General features: G+C 40.0%; 9 protein-coding genes. 6 read left to right on the top strand and 3 right to left on the bottom strand.

Translation table 11 applies throughout. From position 1 onward, the window contains the following. Positions 1–28: 28 nt before the first annotated feature. Positions 29–1,213, top strand: coding sequence for a dicarboxylate/amino acid:cation symporter (locus E4O07_RS00450; RefSeq protein ID WP_253686717.1), 1,185 nt, complete (start codon positions 29–31; stop codon positions 1,211–1,213). A gap of 387 nt (positions 1,214–1,600) precedes the next feature. Here the strand turns inward: E4O07_RS00450 and E4O07_RS00440 are convergent, their stop codons facing one another. Further along, positions 1,601–2,479, bottom strand: a complete 879-nt coding sequence (locus tag E4O07_RS00440; protein WP_253688150.1) for an RpnC/YadD family protein — start codon at positions 2,477–2,479, stop codon at positions 1,601–1,603. Positions 2,480–2,796: 317 nt separating this feature from the next. On the opposite strand from E4O07_RS00440, the gene E4O07_RS00435 reads away from it, so the two are divergent. Genes E4O07_RS00435 through E4O07_RS00420 form a run of 4 tightly spaced genes read left to right on the top strand, consistent with a single transcriptional unit; the run spans position 2,797 to position 8,235 of the window. Then, on the top strand, positions 2,797–3,570 hold the full coding sequence (locus tag E4O07_RS00435) for a DUF1295 domain-containing protein (RefSeq protein ID WP_253686716.1): 774 nt from the start codon (positions 2,797–2,799) through the stop codon (positions 3,568–3,570). 17 nt (positions 3,571–3,587) lie between these two features. Continuing rightward, positions 3,588–5,231: an outer membrane protein assembly factor BamB family protein gene (locus tag E4O07_RS00430; protein WP_253686715.1), complete on the top strand. Its 1,644-nt coding sequence runs from the start codon at positions 3,588–3,590 to the stop codon at positions 5,229–5,231. 20 nt (positions 5,232–5,251) lie between these two features. Then, entirely contained in the window at positions 5,252–6,907 is a 1,656-nt protein-coding gene (locus tag E4O07_RS00425; RefSeq protein WP_253686714.1) for a P83/100 family protein, read from the top strand. Between the two features lie 23 nt (positions 6,908–6,930). Continuing rightward, positions 6,931–8,235 (top strand): 2-hydroxycarboxylate transporter family protein, encoded by a 1,305-nt coding sequence (locus E4O07_RS00420; RefSeq protein WP_253686713.1) that lies wholly within the window; start codon positions 6,931–6,933, stop codon positions 8,233–8,235. A gap of 102 nt (positions 8,236–8,337) precedes the next feature. Here E4O07_RS00420 and E4O07_RS00415 read toward each other — a convergent pair whose 3' ends face one another. Then, positions 8,338–10,194, bottom strand: coding sequence for an MFS transporter (locus tag E4O07_RS00415; RefSeq protein ID WP_253686712.1), 1,857 nt, complete (start codon positions 10,192–10,194; stop codon positions 8,338–8,340). A 189-nt stretch (positions 10,195–10,383) separates the two neighbouring features. Here E4O07_RS00415 and E4O07_RS00410 point away from each other — a divergent pair, with 189 nt between their 5' ends. Further along, the gene (locus E4O07_RS00410; RefSeq protein WP_253686711.1) at positions 10,384–10,866 is read left to right on the top strand and encodes a hypothetical protein; all 483 of its coding nucleotides are present in this window, start codon (positions 10,384–10,386) and stop codon (positions 10,864–10,866) included. Between the two features lie 161 nt (positions 10,867–11,027). Here E4O07_RS00410 and E4O07_RS00405 read toward each other — a convergent pair whose 3' ends face one another. Beyond that, on the bottom strand, positions 11,028–18,359 hold the full coding sequence (locus E4O07_RS00405; RefSeq protein WP_253686710.1) for a hypothetical protein: 7,332 nt from the start codon (positions 18,357–18,359) through the stop codon (positions 11,028–11,030). Positions 18,360–18,370 lie beyond the last annotated feature (11 nt).

The following is an 18,370-nucleotide window of genomic DNA, read 5'->3' as shown; positions in this document are numbered from 1 at the left end:
CACATCATAAAAATGTGAGGAGTTTTTTATGGCAAACGAAAAAAAGATTGGGCTTTTGCCCAAACTCGGTATCGGTATTGCGGCCGGTATTTTGCTCGGACTCTTTGTCCCCGCATCTGTTATGGCCGTCATCAACACAATTAAGGCAATCTTAGGTTCGGTTATCTTCTTTATCGTACCTCTGGTTATCTTCGGCTTCATTGCTCCTGCAATCTGCGGCTTAAAGCACAATGCAGGAAAAATGCTTGGAACCTTTTTAGGTTTATCTTATATGTCTGCTGTAGGTGCATCAATATTCTCTGCTATTGTGGGATATATTTTGATTCCATTTTTGCACGTACCCAGTTCTATGAGTTCATTGGCTGACATTCCGAAAACAGCCTTCGTTTTATCTATTCCCCCTCTGATGCCTGTTATGACAGCTTTAATTATGGCAATTCTTGTCGGCATTTCCGTATTATGGACAAAGGCCGAAACCGTCGAAAAGGTTTTAGTAGAATTCCAAAAAATGATTTTGGAAATTGTAAACCGCATAGTTGTACCTATTCTGCCTTTCTTCATAGCAACTACCTTTGCAGAACTCGCATACAGCGGAAGCTTAACAAAGCAGCTTCCGGTATTTTTAAAGGTTATCATAATCGTTTTAATAGGGCACTTTATCTGGCTTACCCTCCTTTACCTTATCGGAGGAGCTGTTTCAAAGAAGAACCCCTTAGACGTTATCAAACACTACGGTCCAGCTTATACTACAGCTGTAGGAACTATGTCAAGTGCGGCAACCCTTCCTGTAGCCTTGCGCTGTGCCCATAAGTCCGATGCTCTTCCTTCAGAAGTTGCAGACTTTGCAATTCCGCTCGGTGCTACAACACATCTTTGCGGTTCGGTTTTAACCGAAACCTTCTTCTGTATGACTATAGCTCAAATGCTTTACGGCTCTCTTCCTTCTTTCGGAACAATGATTTTATTCTCATTCTTATTCGGTGTATTTGCAGTAGGAGCTCCCGGCGTACCCGGAGGAACGGTTATGGCCTCATTGGGACTTGTTTTAAGCGTTTTAGGTTTTGACAGCACAGGAACGGGCTTACTCATAGCTATCTTTGCTCTTCAGGACAGTTTCGGTACTGCATGTAACGTAACAGGCGACGGAGCCTTGGCCTTGATTCTCAGAGGTATTTTCTATAAACCTGACGGAACCCTAAAAAAACAAGCCTAAATTAAACCTGTTCGGCAACATAGTTATCGAACAAGCCGATTATCGGCTGATTTTTAGCTTAGAAACCCTCTTCGGTTTTAAAATCGGAGAGGGTTTTAATTTACGGCAAAACAAATTACTGTCATACCGCCATATTCGCCGATAATATGTTTACCTTATAGGACTTCTATTTCTTTTTTGCTTAGGCCCGATATTGTGCAAATATCACTAATCTGGTAATTCATATCTTTCATCAGTTTTGCTGTTTCGATAGCTTTTTGGTAAGAACCGTCAGAAAAGCCTTGTTCAATTCCTTCGGCAAAGGCTATTTCTCGCTCTTCTGCACTGTACAGCTATATCTGTTTCATAATCATATTCTGCCGGTAACATATTGATTACCAAACATCTTTACAGCGCTTCTACTTCTAATTCGGAGAGCCCTGTAACTTGTGTAATTTTCTGAATTGAATCTCCAAACTGTTTTAATAACCTTGCCGTTTCGATAGCTTTTTGGTAAGAGCCCTGTTCAAGACCTTGTGTAATACCTTGTTTGATTCCAATCATCAGACTTTCTTGTCTTTGTACTGCAATATCCGTATCATAATCATATTCTGCTATCAACATATTTATTACCTCCCGTGATTTTCTCGTCAAGTATTCTTTTAAGATTCCTTTTTCTATACATATCTTTACTGCATTGGTAAAGCCGTTTTCATGGTCAAGCTGCGTTTGCTTTCTTACCTCTTCTACAAATAGGCTGTATTCTTCAAGCGGTTTGCATGCTGTTAGAACTTTGTTTGCCTTATCGGTATTGATGTTTAAAACCTGCACTGTCAACTCCAAAGGTATCTGTTCAGGTCTCGTAATAAAGGCATCGGAGAGTTTTAGCGTTGCAGTTTCAGGATAATCGTCTGTGCCGTTATAAAATACATAAAACTCCGGTGTCGGTATTTTTGACAACTTTTTTAAATACCTGTCGGTCGGTGCTTGAAGTTTTTCATACAGTCTTGCTGTATATTGTAAAAAGCGTAAGGGCATATTTTCATTGATTATGGATTGGTGCTCAGCCAATACGATGATTTTACCGTATACAAGGCAGGATACATCATTGATTATGTTCATGTACATAACATTATCAAGCCTTATGTTTTCTACAGGACAAGATAATTGTAAATTTGTACCGTGCAAGGCATTATAAAGCGATAAAAAGTTTTCTTTAGCCTTTTCATCTTCTGCGAAAAGATCAACGAATACCGAATCTTTATATTTTCTGTTTGCCGTACTCATAACTCTGCCCTCTAGTTTATATTCCGCCATGGACGGCGGTGGTTTCATACATTATAGCATAGATTAACTGATTTTAAAAGGGTATAAATTTTTATTGCAAAATTGATTTCCTTGGCCTTAGGACAGGGCAAACGCATCATGAGGGTAAATAAAATAGCAAAAAAATAGGCTGTGAATACCCCTCTTGCAGCCGCATAGCGGCGAAAGGCGGGTTGAACAGCCTATTTTTTTGCGAAGATAAAACTATGATGCGTTTGCCCTGAGCCTTATACTCCCTCTCTTGACCTTGATACACGGATAATCTATACTTAACACCTATGGAAAGACTAATATTTACCTTTAATATTGCACAGCTTGTCCTATTCGGCGTAGGCTTAATTTGTTTTGTAGTATTGTTTTTTGTTCCGGCCGGATACGGTAAGATGATAAATAAAAAATGGGGCTTTTCTTTTAACAATAAGCTCGGCTGGTTTTTAATGGAAGTTCCTACTCTTATAACAATGATAGTGCTCATGTCCGTCTGGGCTAAACCTGAAAATTTTGTGAGAATTATAATAGGTCTTTTTTTTGTACTGCACTATGCTCAACGAGTTTTTATATTTCCTTTTTTACTTAAGGGCAAAAGTAAGATGCCCCTCCTCATAGTTTTGATGGGAATTACATTTAATACCATAAATGCCTTTTTAATCGGAGCATGGCTTTTTTACCTTTCACCCAAAACCATGTATCCTATCTCTTGGCTTTATGATCCTCGTTTTATAATCGGAGTTCTTATCTTTTTAATAGGAATGGCTATAAATATAGATTCGGACAAGTATATCCGCTCTTTGCGAAAACCAGGTGATAGTTCACACTATTTTCCTCATAAACGGATGTACAAATATGTATCCAGCGCCAATTATTTCGGCGAAATATTGGAATGGTTCGGCTTTGCTCTTCTTTCATGGAGCTTTGTAGGCCTCTTGTTCGCTTTTTGGACTTGCGCAAACCTTGTTCCAAGAGCCTATGCCATAAACAAAAAATACAGGGAAGAATTTCCCGAAGAATTTGCGGCTCTAAAGCCTAAGAGGGTATTTCCTTTTATATTTTAACCGATGCGAGTAAAATTATGAAAAAAAAACACCTGTGGTTTATTTTAATTATTTTCTCCTTGTTTTCGTTCAAAGTATCGGCTCAAACCCTTGATGCTCATTGGACCTTGGTTTTTGCAGGGAAAAATATAACTGTTCCGGTTTTTTGGAACGGAAACATTTACACCGCAGGAGATGACAAGGCCTTAAACTGCATTACCTCGCAAGGGACTTTCTTATGGCGAAGAAACACTGAAGGTTTCCCCGGCAAGTTTTTATCGGTTTCTCAAGCCGGAATAGTCTTCATGGTGAACACAAAGGGAAATATTGAAGCCTTTTCCTCTCAGGGGATGCCTCTTTGGACCTATGCCCTAAAGAAAAAGCCGATCTTTCCTATACATACTGCACGGGATGGACGCATCTTTATAATTCAAGAAGATAATATAATATGCCTCACCTCCGGAGGAAAATTAAAATGGTCTTTGCCCCTTGTTTCTACTCCCGTCTTTCAACCTGCAGAAACCGGATCAAAAGATATAGTTTTGATTTTAAAGTCCGGAGATTTCTTGCGCATTTCTATCTTCGGATCGGTTGTAGAGCAGCATAGGCTTAAAAAGACCGTTTCGGCCATAGGAGAAGCCCCTGACGGATATATACTTGCATGTACGGACGGCTCGATTTCCTATTATAAAACGGGAGGCGGATCTGAAGCCCTTTGGCAAAGCATTGAACCTGAAATATGTAAAAATGTTTTTTATAAGGGCGGAAAAGTTCTTTACATGTTTGAAAGCGGCAAGCTGATTTTTAAAGATCTAAAAACAAATGAACTTATATGGGAAGAAAAAACTTCGGGTAATTTTTCGGGCGGAGTTAATTGCTATGCGATCTCTAACGAATTCAATATTACCGCAAAAGGATTCGGCTGTCTGATTACCGACACCGGGCGCATTAAATGGGAAAAAAAGATACCCGAAACTCTCTTTTTTCCCATTATAACCGAAAACGGACTCTTGGTCGGGATAACAAATGAAATTTTAAATGCTTACAGGGTCGAAACCAAGCTTTTACGCAAGGGAACAAAACGCGAAGCTCCCGAAAATTTTTATTCTATAATACAAAAAGACGACAAGGGAAAGGAAGATTTACCTTTTTTTGTGGAATATGCTACTGTGGCAGAACTTTTAGATGTTATACAAAAAGAAATAGAAGACGGCACGGTAGGCGAAAAAGAACCCCGCTATGCCTTCCGGCTAAAAACCATATTGGAAAACAAGAGGAAGGCCTCATATTTCTCTCAAGATTTTAACTCGTTTGACAGGTCAAGAGCTGCAGAGCTTTTAGGAAGGCTCGGCTCCTATGAGTATCGGGATATTCTCTTGGGCGCAATGTATAAAATAGATAATCCGGATGTTCTTGCCGGGATTTTAAGGGGCTTGGAATATCTTGCCTACGACCCCGACGGGCGGACAATGGATGGAATCCGCTTTGTCATGGGAAAGGCAAAATACGATGACATAAACCTTATGGCCGCAGTTTGCGATTGTTTGACTGCCTTGATGAGGTTCGGTTCCAATGAGACAGCATCTGCTGCAATTTCAAATATTTTTTACATTATTAAGGGCCCTTATTCCAATATTATTCAAAATTATGCAAGACAAAAAATCAAAAATATAGTAAAATAGAAAGAACGGAGGATTTACTTATGAGAAGGCTATTAGTTTTTTCGTTTTTTTTAATTATGGTAGTTTTTTCGGGGTTTGCAATTGAAGTTGACAAGCCTGAAATTGATTCTGTAAAAAACAAGACTATAGAATTTATTAACTACACCGGACCTCATGATGTGGTAGATAGTGCTGACACAATTAGAGGAATAGGATCGAATCTTGCAGGAGCCGTAAAAAGCGGACGTGCAGGCGATATGAATAGATATGCAATTATTCATTGTGTTGATCCTGCAATAAAAGAAGGTCTTGATGCAGATATTTTCATTATCGGGAAAAATGCCGGTGTTGATCATATTAACAACGTCAGGCTGATAATTGCAGGATATTTGAAAGCCGCTTACGGATATTCCGATAAGGATGCCGCAACCCTTGCACACTTTGTTACAATATATAATGCCGTCTACCGCGGAAATATGGATTTTTTTAATCAAAAATACAAGCCTATTGTTACAAAGAATTTAACAAAAGAAAAAGCCGGTATCGCCTTACGTTACGATGAATGGCCGGGACAAACCCAAATAGTTATTCCTCTAACGGATCAAAAATATACGGGAACAATAAGCACCGTAGACACTACTTCAATCTCGGATAAAAAGGTTGTCGAAAAAATGCGTGAAGATAAGGACAAGGACCTTGAAAAACGCAAAGACATGGTAGACCTAAAAGAAAGAGAAAGTGAAGAAGCCGCTAAGCGTGCAGAGCTTGCAAAAAAAGAAGCCGTAAAGCAGCAAAAAGAAGCCGATAAGCAAAAGAAAGAAGCCGATACAAAGCAAAAAGAAGCTGCAAAGCAAAAGAAAGAAACAGAGCAAAAACAAAAAGAGGCTAAAAAAGCTGAAGAGAAGGCAGTAAAAACAGGTAAACCTGAAGATAAAAAAATAGCCGAAGAAAAGAAAAAAGAGGCTGAAAAGTCTCAAAAAGAGACCGAAAAGAAGACAGAAGAGGCTAAAAAGGCTAAGGAAACTGCCGAAGAAAAGCAAAAAAAAGCTGATGAGGCCAAAAAAGAAGTAAAAGAAGAAGAAAAGATGGCCGAAAAAAAGACTGAAGAAGCTCAAACTGACAGAAAGGACATTGCTTCAGATACACAAAAAATTATCGAAGAAAAGAAGGCAGAGAAAAAGGCTGAAGGCGATGCTGCCATTGCCTCATCAATTCCCGGCTATGGTTTAAAGGTTGTAGACGACTCAAAGATGCTTTCTGAACTTGTTCTTTTAGACCTTAAAACCGAAGAAGAGCTTAGAACCTCGGGTATCAACACAATCAGAGGAAGAAACCTGCATATTGTAGGCAAAAACCTTATGGCAATTGCAGGCACTAAATCAGGAAATGCAGTTATAGCTTTGGTTCTTATCGATGCAAAATCTTTAGAGATTGTTAAACAAAGTCAAGAGAATATTGCAGCAGAGAGCGTTTTAGTTAAAAATGAGGCAGACTATTATGCCGTAATCGATAATAACGGAAAATACCTCATCGGACGCTATAACGATAAACTTGAACTCCAAGCCAAGTCGGCAGTTGAAGTATTACCTTACACACCTATAACAGTTAGCGACAGGGGATTATTGGTCCAAGACAGTAAGAACGCTATTAGATTATTAAAGTTAACCGATTTAACCAATATAGTCGTTTCTGAATAAGAAAAAAATAAGGAGGTTATGTTATGGTAAACGAAAACAAAAAGTATGAGATCTTAGGCATGCCCCTCATACTATTCGTTATTGTTGCAGCCGTTGTAATTGCTGCAACCTGGTGGAACAAGCTGCCGGGTGGAATGATAGGAGCCCTTCTCTTGATGATGGTGCTTGGCGAAGTGCTAAACATTATCGGAGACAATACTCCTATAGTAAAGACATTCTTCGGCGGAGGACCAATCGTAATTATATTCGCCTCAAGCGCCCTCGCTTATTATCATATCTTGCCTGAAGGTATCCTAAAAAATATTTCGACCTTTATGAAGGGAGGAGGCTTTTTAGACTTTTACATTGCAGCCCTTATTACAGGCTCAATCCTAGGAATGGATAGAAAACTTTTAATTAAGGCAGCTATACGCTATTTCCCGTGCATCATAGGCTCTGTTGCTGTAGCCTTACTCTTTGTTGCTATAGGAGCTCCGCTTTTTGGAATGAAAGCAACCGAAGCCATTGCTCACATTGGTATTCCCATAATGGGAGGAGGAATGGGAGCCGGAGCCGTACCTATTTCGCAAGTTTTTGCTTCTGCATTAAAAATTCCTGCAGAGCAAATCCTTTCTAAACTTGTCCCGGCTGTTGCCTTGGGTAATGCTCTTGCCATAGTCGCAGGCGGAATGCTTAACAAGCTCGGAAAAATTAAACCGGCTTGGACAGGAAACGGTCAACTTCTTGCAAGCGGAACATTCGAAGTTCCAAGCGATGAAGCAATGCAAAAGAATTTTTCTTTGCAAGAATTCGGAATCGCCATAGTAATTGCAACAGCCTTCTTTACCTGGGGAAATATAGTATCCAACCTATTTAAACTTGTAGGTTTAAATATTCATACCTATGCTTGGATGATTATCAGCGTTGCTGTTGTAAAAGCTGCAAACATCTTACCTAAGACATTTGAAAACGCTTGTGCCTTATGGTATAAATTTGTTGCAAAGAATTTTACCGCAGCCCTCTTGGTAGGTATCGGTATAGGTTATACAAACCTCGGTGACATTATCGGAGCTTTCAGTCTCGCATATGTAGTACTCGTACTATTGGTTGTAATAGGTGCAATAATCGGCTCCGGAGTTATAGGAAAATTTGTAGGCTTTTATCCGATTGAAGCTGCGATCACTGCGGGTCTTTGTATGGCAAACATGGGAGGAACAGGAGATGTTGCCGTTCTTACAGCTTCAAAGCGAATGGAGCTGATGCCCTTTGCTCAGATATCGTCCCGCTTGGGAGGGGCCTTTATAATCTTGCTGGCCTCATTCTTGGTTCCGCTATTTTTCGGCGGCTAAGCATAAGACTTTTATAGAATAAATAAAAAACCTCCTAGTCTTTACGGATTCGGAGGTTTTTCTTATTGTTTTTGTTATCTTTGATTTTTATTGTGATAGCTTTTAAGAAGTTCTTCCGTAAGGTTCACCTATCAAAAGCTCGCAAACCTGCTTGGTTTTTTCATCAGCATCTTCTTTTTTGCCTCCGGCTTCCAATCTGTTTAACTCTTCAAGGATAATTTTATGGTTTTCGGGGCTTACATTAAATTTAAGGCCGAAGAAGATACCGAAAAGAATCATAAACAAAGGCATTATTATAAAAGAAATTTTGACACCTCTTAAGGTGCTTTCCTTTTGCTGTGGTTTTTGGACCTGCCCTATACCTGAATATTTAAAATCTATTTTATCCAACAAAACTTTTAAATCATACAAATCGGTCTTAGTATAAAAATCTTTCGGTTCTATTTTTTTATAAACAGCTCCCGATTTTATATAAGAAGCCTCAAGCAAGAATTTTTCATCGATCTTTTCAAAGTCTTTTTTATCAAAAGAAGAAAGTAAACTTTCAAAAACAGCTTCGGGTATCTCATCAAAGTTACCTTTTACTTTTTTGTCGATAGAGCTGATAATCTCATCAGTGTTTCGGCTCATGTATTTTAAATGAAAATTTCCGTCTTCCAGCAAAGAATAATACTTGTTTATTTTTTCGAAATTTTCATTATTTTTTACGGCCAAGTCTTGAGCTTCTTTAAATTGCTTTTGAGTCAAAACCGAGGGGACGGGATTTTTATAACCTATGCCGCTTAAAACAAAGCCTATTGTGGTCATTATCACCAAGCCTAAAAACAACTTCCGGGTAAGAGTCATAGCCGCCGAATAAGTTCCGGCACGGTTTTCTCCGCTCATAAGCTTATCTATGTCGGCCAAAAAAGGAAGCAGCTGATGAGGAATCAAATTGTTTGCCGAAATTCCGACACCCATAAATACCATGTTCAATATTAAAAAAAACGAATTTGTTTGAGGCGTATGAAGAGACATAAGAACTATAGAAACAGCAAAGATGATTAGGGCTGCAACATAGACAGGCTTGTGTCCTCTCTTGTTTATTATGCGGTTATGAATCGGCAGGGTTGCCATCATGGTCAGCAAAAGAGCACCTTGGGCTATTACAAAAACGCTTCCGCGGTTTAAATAATCTACAATGTAGAAGAGAACTAAAGACATTACTATATCCAAGGCTCCATAGGAGCATACATACATAGCAATATGAATTCTACAAGACTTGCTTTTAAAAAGAGACAAAAAGTTTTTTATAAATTTAGCTTCGGATTTTTTTTGAGGTTTTTCTTCAGGCAGTTCCCATGTTTCAAAATAAAGAGGAATCCACGGAAGGGCAAAGATGAGGGCAAAGACTATACTCATCACAAAATAGCCCATCATACTGCCGTGAAAGGCATCGATAATAGGCTGAGCCAAAAGTCCGCCTAAAAGGGTAGCTATAAAAGAAAACATAAGGCGGGAACCGTTGAGTTTATTTCTTTCGGAAAAGTCCTTAGTTATTTCGGCTGAAAGAGCCGCATAAGGTATGTACGAAACAGTAGAAACCGTAAAGAAGATAATGTAGGCTACCGTATAAAAGATAAATTTTCCGGCCTGACTTTCGATCCCGGTCGGAAACCAAATTATGATAAAGGAAAGAGCAATCGGAACAATCGAGACCAAAAACCACACCCTTCTTTTACCGAAGCGGTTTTGCGGTGTATTATCGGCTATATAGCCCATCATAGGATCCGATATAGCATCCCAAAACTTTCCGATTGCAGGAATAAGCCCTGCAAGTACCGGATGAAGTCCTATTACATTTACCAGATAATACATTGCAAATGTAGTAACGATAAAAAAACATCCTCCGCCGTATAAATCGGCAGCCCCATAGGCGAGATAAGTCCGCCAAGTCATCTTTCTTTGCTTGTTTAACATAAGGACTATTATACAATAGCTTTTAAGGGAATTCAAGCATAGTATTACAGATTAAGGGGTTCAGGTTTATATAAGATGATTCAAAAAAATACGGGCCCTACACTAGACAATTTATAAAAAAGCCACTAGAATAATAAACAGGTATTAAAATTTATTTTTAAAAACATCCCATATTTTAAGGAGTCGTAAATGAAGAAAGGATTTGTATTTATACTGCTGTTAATATCATTGTCAGCGGTAAAAGTTTTTGGCGATGACGGTATGAGAATAAAAATCGATAATTATGAAATTACCGTCCCATCAGGCTGGATGGCACAGAGAATCGATTCGGCTACAGTATTTATGTTGTATTCGCCAATCGAGGAAAATGATGACTTTCAAGAAAATGCTAATTTAGCGGTTGAAAAATTACCCACAAAGTATACGGTAAAAAAATATTTGGAAACAGGAAGAGAAGCTCTAAAAATCGTGTACGGCGATTTTAAATTGATAGAGGAAGGAAAAAATTACCATATAATATCGGGAAATATAAATGGTATACTTGTAACCCAAATACAGTTTGTTGAAATGAAAGGAAATGAAGCATATGTTTTAACATTTACTTCCAATCCTAATAATTTTAATCGATATCTTGAAATATTTAAAACCATATATAAAAGCTTTAAGTATTAGTAAATTGGAATCCCCCCGCCGGATAATCCGATGGGGGGATTTTTATTAGCCGCACGGATGTAACGCCATGGGCGGCAGTGGTTCCACGCAGCAACGAAGTTTGAGGCGAAGCCTCAAACTTCGCCGTCCGGCAAGGCACAAGGAACTACCTTGCCATACAATTACTTCTTTTGTGCAGTTTCGATATAGCCGTTCATCGCCTGCCGTATAGCATAAGCCAGCACGGGATTTGCGGTACCGTTGCCGTATACCGTACCGTTTTCAATACCGGAACTATTCGTGCCGGTTACGGAATTCTTGATAACACCTCCGGAAGTTTTCCATACGCCGACGTTGATATTGTCCTGCTGGACACGGCTGGCAGTCGGCACAACCGAAACCTCCCACTTACCGGTAAAGTAGCCGGTATCATCGGTACCCTGGGCCGAGCCGGATACGCCCGTTTCCGTATCCACAAGATAGGCAAGTTTGGAGCGTCCCGCGGAAGCCGAGTAGTAGCCTATATAGGGTACCGGCTTACCGGCCGCCGTATATGCGACATCCAAAGTAATATGAGTTCCGGCTATGCCGTAAGAATCAACCGTAGAGGTTTGGAAACTCGCAGCATTATAGCTTGCCAAATAAGCGTACTTCAAATCAGCCGTATCCGAGTCAAAGGCTGCAATATGTATACCGCCGGCCTTATCGACGGCAATCTTGCAGTATTCGCCCACATTCATCTTATTGAAAACATCTATAGGTTTTTTCCAAGTTCCGCTGCCGTTGCCGCTTTGAGAAGCGTGGTTTCCGTTTTGCGGATCGGTTTTATAGGTGTATTTAAGCTTTCGGTTCGTTTCGTCAAACCAAATTAAGACGGCCGTATCCGCCGCCGCCGTGGTACCCGACACAACACCTAGTGACAAATAGGTTCCCGTAGCGTTACCCGTATTAACAACGGCGGAACTGCTTTTATATTCTCCTGCAACGATACTTACATTGGCTTGGCTGTACGGCTGTACTGCTCGTTTCGATGCTTCATCTACAAACTGCCCGAATCGGGTCGGACTGGGATTTTCATTGTTTGCAGGCGGGCTTGTATATGTCAATGAATCCGCAATAGTGCCGTACTTAAACCGTATTTGATCGTTTATGCCGTCATAATAGGCAAGATAAACCCGTGTTTCATTAGCAGTACGTTTTGCCGCCGCAAGAGAGGGGTGCTGGATACGGGTTTTATCGAGTATGGCACCTCCTGATCCATTCATATCGTCAACTTGCCCGATAGATTCCAATCGTAAGGATTGTTGTCCGTTATAATTGGCACCCTGATCCGAAACACTGCCGGTTCCCCATTGACTTGTAAAATAAGCAAATTTACCGCCTTGATTACCGCCCGAGTTTATATCCCGTCCTACAGCTACACCGTGTGACTTTCCTACACTGTCGTATACAAACTCCACATTACCATAGTCGTCATAGTTTCTTTGCCACTTTGTATACGAATTGCTTGTTCCGTTACTCATACTGAAAAAGTCGGGGCCGTTGGCAAAGGCAAAGCCTATCATGCCGTTTGAAGGATTGATACGCATAACGGGTTCGGTTATAACACCGCGGCCGGGCAAAGCAGCTTTACTGTTAAACTGCCAGACATCAAGGAAAAGGTCATCCGTCAGCTTATCGTTACTGGCGGTTTTCTTTGCCTTGTTGTATGGCTTCTCGTTATTGTTGATATTGTTGACGGCCTTAACTGCACTTCCTCCTGAAGGAGTTACGGTAAGCTCAAGAGCACCGCTTTTTGCACCGGCATCAAGAGTCAAAGACCACGGAGATCCTGTATCGGTCAAAGTTCCGGAGGAAACGCCTCCCACCGTTACGGCAGCACCGGTAAGGTTAAAGCCCTGTATCTCTATTTTTTCCTTATCCTCTACCGGATAGCGGCCCGTTGCTGTCCGTGCATACAAGTCGGGATCGTTTCCGCCGAGTTTTGAAAGAGCTGTTTTTATGCCGGTTACATAGGGCACCACATTTACGCTCATCGCCGGCTTATTAAAGGAAGGTTCATCGCCCGCATACCCTACAGGATAGAGGTAATAAGACATCAATGTATCATCTGTAGCAGGATTGGCTACTGTAGGAAGAAGTACATCTTTCCACTCAACAACCGAGCCGTTTACCGATGTTATAGGAAGCAAATATGAAGCATCGGCATCGGTTGAACCGGTCTTACCAACAATACGGATAAATTGTCCGGGCACGGCCTTATCACCAGGAGCAAGGGTAAGAGACTGAACCGTTCGTGCCTGGGCATTTTTTTTCGTAAGACTACCTACAACTGTATTGCCGCTTACTACTGTACCGCTGTGGTATGCCTTAAGTAAAATCTGCTTGTTGTTTCCCGGTGTTCCGGTTATCCAGCTATACTCCCATGACACCCAGTGACCGTTTACGTCTAGTCTCGTATCTTTAACCTTTAAATCAGTCAGGGAGGTCCAGCTTCCGGCAGCATACTCTGCTTTTTTTTCCGATCCGTCCACAGTAAGTGTAAGCTTGGTAAGCTTGGTCGGATGATAGGCTGTTCCTCTGATAACAACCTGTCCCGAAACATCGCTTTCTCCTGCACCGGATGAAACTTTTGCAATCTCAATATGCCCCTTATCCCGGCTGTTTGATACCAGGCTGTTTTCGTTCTCTCCATTCCAATAGAAAGGAGAAACAAAGGCAGAAGGCTTGCGGGTATCCTTTGTTTTTACGTTAAATGTTACCTTAAGAGTTAATTTTCGCCCTGTATCCTCAACTGAAGCACTATCCGTTAGAACAATAACGAATTTTTGATTATCACCATCCTGTATTGCAGCATTTCCAAAATCTACGTTCTCAAAATTAATCGCATCGTTAAGCTCAGGATTCGAATTTGAAGAGCTGAGAGTTCCGGTTTTAACCGGCGCTCCTGACTGATTACCCGAGCTATCAGCCTTATAAAGTTTATAACTGCGTGCTCCATAACCGCCAAGTAATTCAAACTTAATTTGAGACTTATCTGCATTTTTAATAGTAAATTCACTTGCTATATCAATAGTTTGACTGTAATTTTTTACTTCATCTATGTATGAATCATCACCATTCTTTGTCACTGTTTCAATCAAGCCGGAGCTCACATTATTAGAATAAGAATTGCTGCCGTTTAGATCCGTACTAAAGCTTACATTCGTTAGCTTTAAGGGCTTGTTACGCACATATATGGGACATGAATATTCATCACCCTTATTACCGGCATCATCGGTTGCATTAAGTTTTAAGCTATACATACCGTCATTGATATTTTTAGTTTCTATACTATGCTTAAAACTTACAAAGTCTCCGATTTCAGCATCAAATTTATTAATATCTGCCATAGATGTATCGCCAAACTTAACTGAAAGGGTCTTTGTTTTAGATCCGCTGTCATAGGCAAAACCCTGCAGTTGGTAATTGCTGCCATCTTTATCGAAAACAATGGGATTTTGCTCAATCAGTATACAGTTCGCTGAATCTGCAAAAATACCTGTACTTGCAAAGGTTACTTTTGCATGACTTCCATCTACCTCTATATTAGTTATTTTAACAGCCTTAGCCGATCCATCCTTTGTTTCAGCAAATAAGACAAGGTTACCTATATTCTTTTTAAGCCTTGCAACAGCCTGTGTTATATTTTCAGAACCTTGAAGACTTACCGAAACACCTGAAGCTGAGGTAGCGGTAAATACAGCCTTTTTAAATTTACCGGCAGCCGTTCCGAATACTGCAGACGGAAGACTATTATCATATCTAAGAACTATAGTATAAGATACCGGAACGGAGGAACCATCGTTACGGGCATCTATAGCCGAAATATCAAACTGAATATTTCCTGCCTTTTTTGTGTAATGAGATGTTTTGATAGGAATTGTAAAAGCGTAGCCAGGTAAACCTCCTACAGTAACAATATCTCCGTTATCATTAATATTTCCCTCAGTAAACCAGCCTAAAGTATTGCTTGTATCAAGACTTTGATATCCGGCCGGCAATGTCGGCGGTGATTCGGCTTTAATGTTGGGCTTTATACCGGCACTATGCCTTACAGCACCTTTTATTTTAAATAAATCACCTTTTACCCAAACCGAATTCTGAACGTACGTTTCTTCAATATAATCAGGAGGAGGAGCATTATTCGGCACTAATTGCTTTATACCGGTAAATTGGGCAACATCCGTATTTATTGTAAAGCTAACTATAGAAGTCCAATCTCCGATTAGTCCGTCGCTATTTTCTGCCTTTACGCGTAAAAATACTTCCTTTTTATCGGCTCCGGCTAAAATATCTGTTTTCACTTCGGATGGGAGAATATGGTTCCAATAATACACATCAGCATTACCCGAGTCAGGATAAATTTGAACTCCGGTTGCTGATCCGTAGTTTTGGTTATTTAAAGACCAAGCTGTATTTGCTTCAAGCTCAGCCCGAGTTTTTCCCAACTGTAAATAAATCTTTTTGACGGTTTTACCTGAAGCAGGGTTTGCAACATGGGCACTTCCGCTTATTAATATATCGCCTCCAAGGGCATCACCATTTTTTGGTGAAACCAGCTCGGCGAAGGGTGTACCTCCGGCAGGGTCAAACTTCACACTAAATTGAGAAGAAGTAACCTCATTGCCCGCCTTGTCTGATGCCTGTAATACTATAGGAATACTATAAATGCTGCTGCCTAATCCGGGAGCTGAAACACCGCTAAAGGTTTGATATTTTGCTATATCCGGAATTACTATAGTCCATGCTCCGCCTGAATAAATTATTTTGCTTAATTCCTCACTGTTATGCACATGAGATGTTAGAAAACCTGAGTTACCGATTTTATATTTTACAGTCATTTCATTAACGCCTGAGGTAATTACATTTCCGGAAGCCGATTCATCAACTATGTTGCCCATCAGCTTTACTTCTTTGAAAAAGATGTTTTGTAAATCCGGAGATGACTGCGTTACCTTCGGCGCTGTAAAATCAACTACTATAGGATTAGGCCATTCGGTTACTGTACCTGAATTAGACTCAACATAAAGCTTAAAATTGGGATTTCCTTCAACATGAGCAAGATCAACATCGTTTATTGTCCATTCCTCATAGTCTCCGGAAACACCTGTTTTTGTTCCGTTTTTTTCTACACCGCCGCCTATCGAAACTTTTACGGTTTTAATTCCAAAAGCATTTTTTGCGAAAATCCTGAAAGAAGCTTGTTTATTTGCATAGTTACCGATAACGGTATTTTGTTTTACTAAGGTTATGGGTGACGCCTCAACATATGTTGCCCCCAACGAAAACCTTACATCATCGAATTTAATCTGCGGAGCATCGGTATTTACCTCATAAGGACCGAATTCTTTATCGGTTTTATTTCCTGCTTTGTCATATACGCTTACAAGTACATAGTTTTCTTGTTTTTGCCGGAAACTTACAATAGCCTCCCATTTGTACTCAGTCAAACCTGTTTCCGGAGGAATTAATCTTGCGGGTGTTTCATCTGCTTCATAGTTAATATTGCCTCCGATTTTTGCCCCTATCTTATAGGTTACTTTATCTATACCTGAACCCATAAGATCACTGCCTATCGGCATATCCGCTGCTGTTCCTTTAAATGTACGGGACCAAGTACTGAATACAGTTTGAAGGGGGTCTAGCAATGAAGGTTCTTTAGGGTTTGTCCTGTCAAGTACAAAACTAACCTGCCCAACCGCAAACACTGAATTTGTACTGCGAGCTCGAAAATGAATATGACGCCTACCTTCTGAAAGTCCAGCCACCTTAACTTTACCTTTATATATATTGGTTGCCCCGACTTGAGTTAACAAAAAATCAGTATCCGTAGGCGTCTCTGCATCTGCGGGCGAATCAATCTTATAGTAGACCGAACCGCCTGCAAGATTTTCAACAGCACAGCTTATATCAACATCTCCATTCTGATATTCATTAGGTTGATGGGGAAACATATATGGAGCTCCGGCCGCTTTAAAATCAACAATAAGCAAACCATTTGATGGTTTATTTTTATCATTATATGGTGTAAAATCTGAGTTTCCTTTTACATCGTGCCCTTCAACATTAATCCTATAAAGTCCCGGCTCAATGTCTCCAGGAAGAGGCTTAGTTATTTTTATAAGTCCTCCGCTTTGCGTAACTCCCGAAAAATCAGGGCTTGGTACTGTAGCATCAAAAAATGGAGACTGCGAGGTATAATTACCGTTTTTTAAATCTGTAACAGTATTACCCTTGCAAAGAATAACTTTTAATTCGCTTCCTGCATAGTCTGTACCGGCAACAAGAGCATTCTTGTCCATATTCGGATATAACTCAACAGTTAAGGAAGAAGAAGAACCGAACAACATTGGAGCCGGAAGAGGAGCCGGATTAGTTGATCCTTCAGGGAAGATTACCGGATGAGCTCCGATAACCTTAAACCCGGGAGACTTATCCGGATTTAAAGAGAATACGCTTTTATTTTTTGAAGGTTTTACTTGTTTATTTAATAAAATATTTCGGATACTTTCACTTTCAGATTTTCTTAAATCATATATAGCTTGTTCGTGAGATGTCCCCCCGTCTTTTCCCTTTTTACCGGAGAAATAATCGCTTATTACCTTTGCCGTATATTTATTTAAATCAACAGAGCCTTCTATTTCATTTTTTACGTAATAAAAATCTGATTCGTTTCCTTTATTGTCTACGCTTCCGTTATACATACGGGCGTTATCCTGCAATTTTATATCGGCTCTTATTGGTTTATCTATATTTACCCCGTTATTTATCAAATCTGAATAGTATTGGTCGGGATAAGCTGCCATAACAATATCAACAGAATTTTCTTTGTTCTGTTTTGTTATGGATAAATCATCTCTCACCTTTAATGTAATCAAACTCAATTCATGCATATCACCTGCCGAACCTTCTATTTTCATAACTGCACCATATTGGTCTACAGTAGGGTAAGGGTCTTCATCGATCGCCACTAATGACGGTCTTGAAACAATAAATACAGGAGGAGTATTATCTATCTTATAAGTTTTATTTAGCATTGTAATTTTATCATTCTTGTCTTTGATAGTAACGGTAATCTCATACTCCCCATCAGGTATGGGATAAATCTTTACCAAGGGATGACCATCTTCAGTACCGGTAGACTCGTTATTTATCGCTATTTCCCAAGTTACGTTTCCGCTGCCGCTTGCAGTAACATGCCCGGGAAACGGGCCTTTCTGTATTCCAGGGTTTTCTTTATTTTTAAACATAACCGATACAGATTTGACTTCTTCATCGTCAAAGGCGGTCCCTTTTATAATAAAGCTGCCCCGGATAGGCGTTTCTCCTGTTTCAGGATAGGTTATTCTTCCCTCAGGCGGTAAGACGTCTACCGTAGTTCCCAACGAAACAAGAGGTTTACATGTCAGTAACATTATCACCGTAAATAAACTTAATACTAAAAAACTTAAAAATTTTTTGTTCTTTTTCATTCATTTCCTCC

Origin of the sequence: Treponema sp. OMZ 798, assembly GCF_024181385.1 — a bacterium.
Lineage (GTDB): Bacteria > Spirochaetota > Spirochaetia > Treponematales > Treponemataceae > Treponema_B.
The sequence above is the reverse complement of the archived record's forward strand: the minus strand, read 5'-3'. Positions and strand labels throughout refer to the sequence as shown.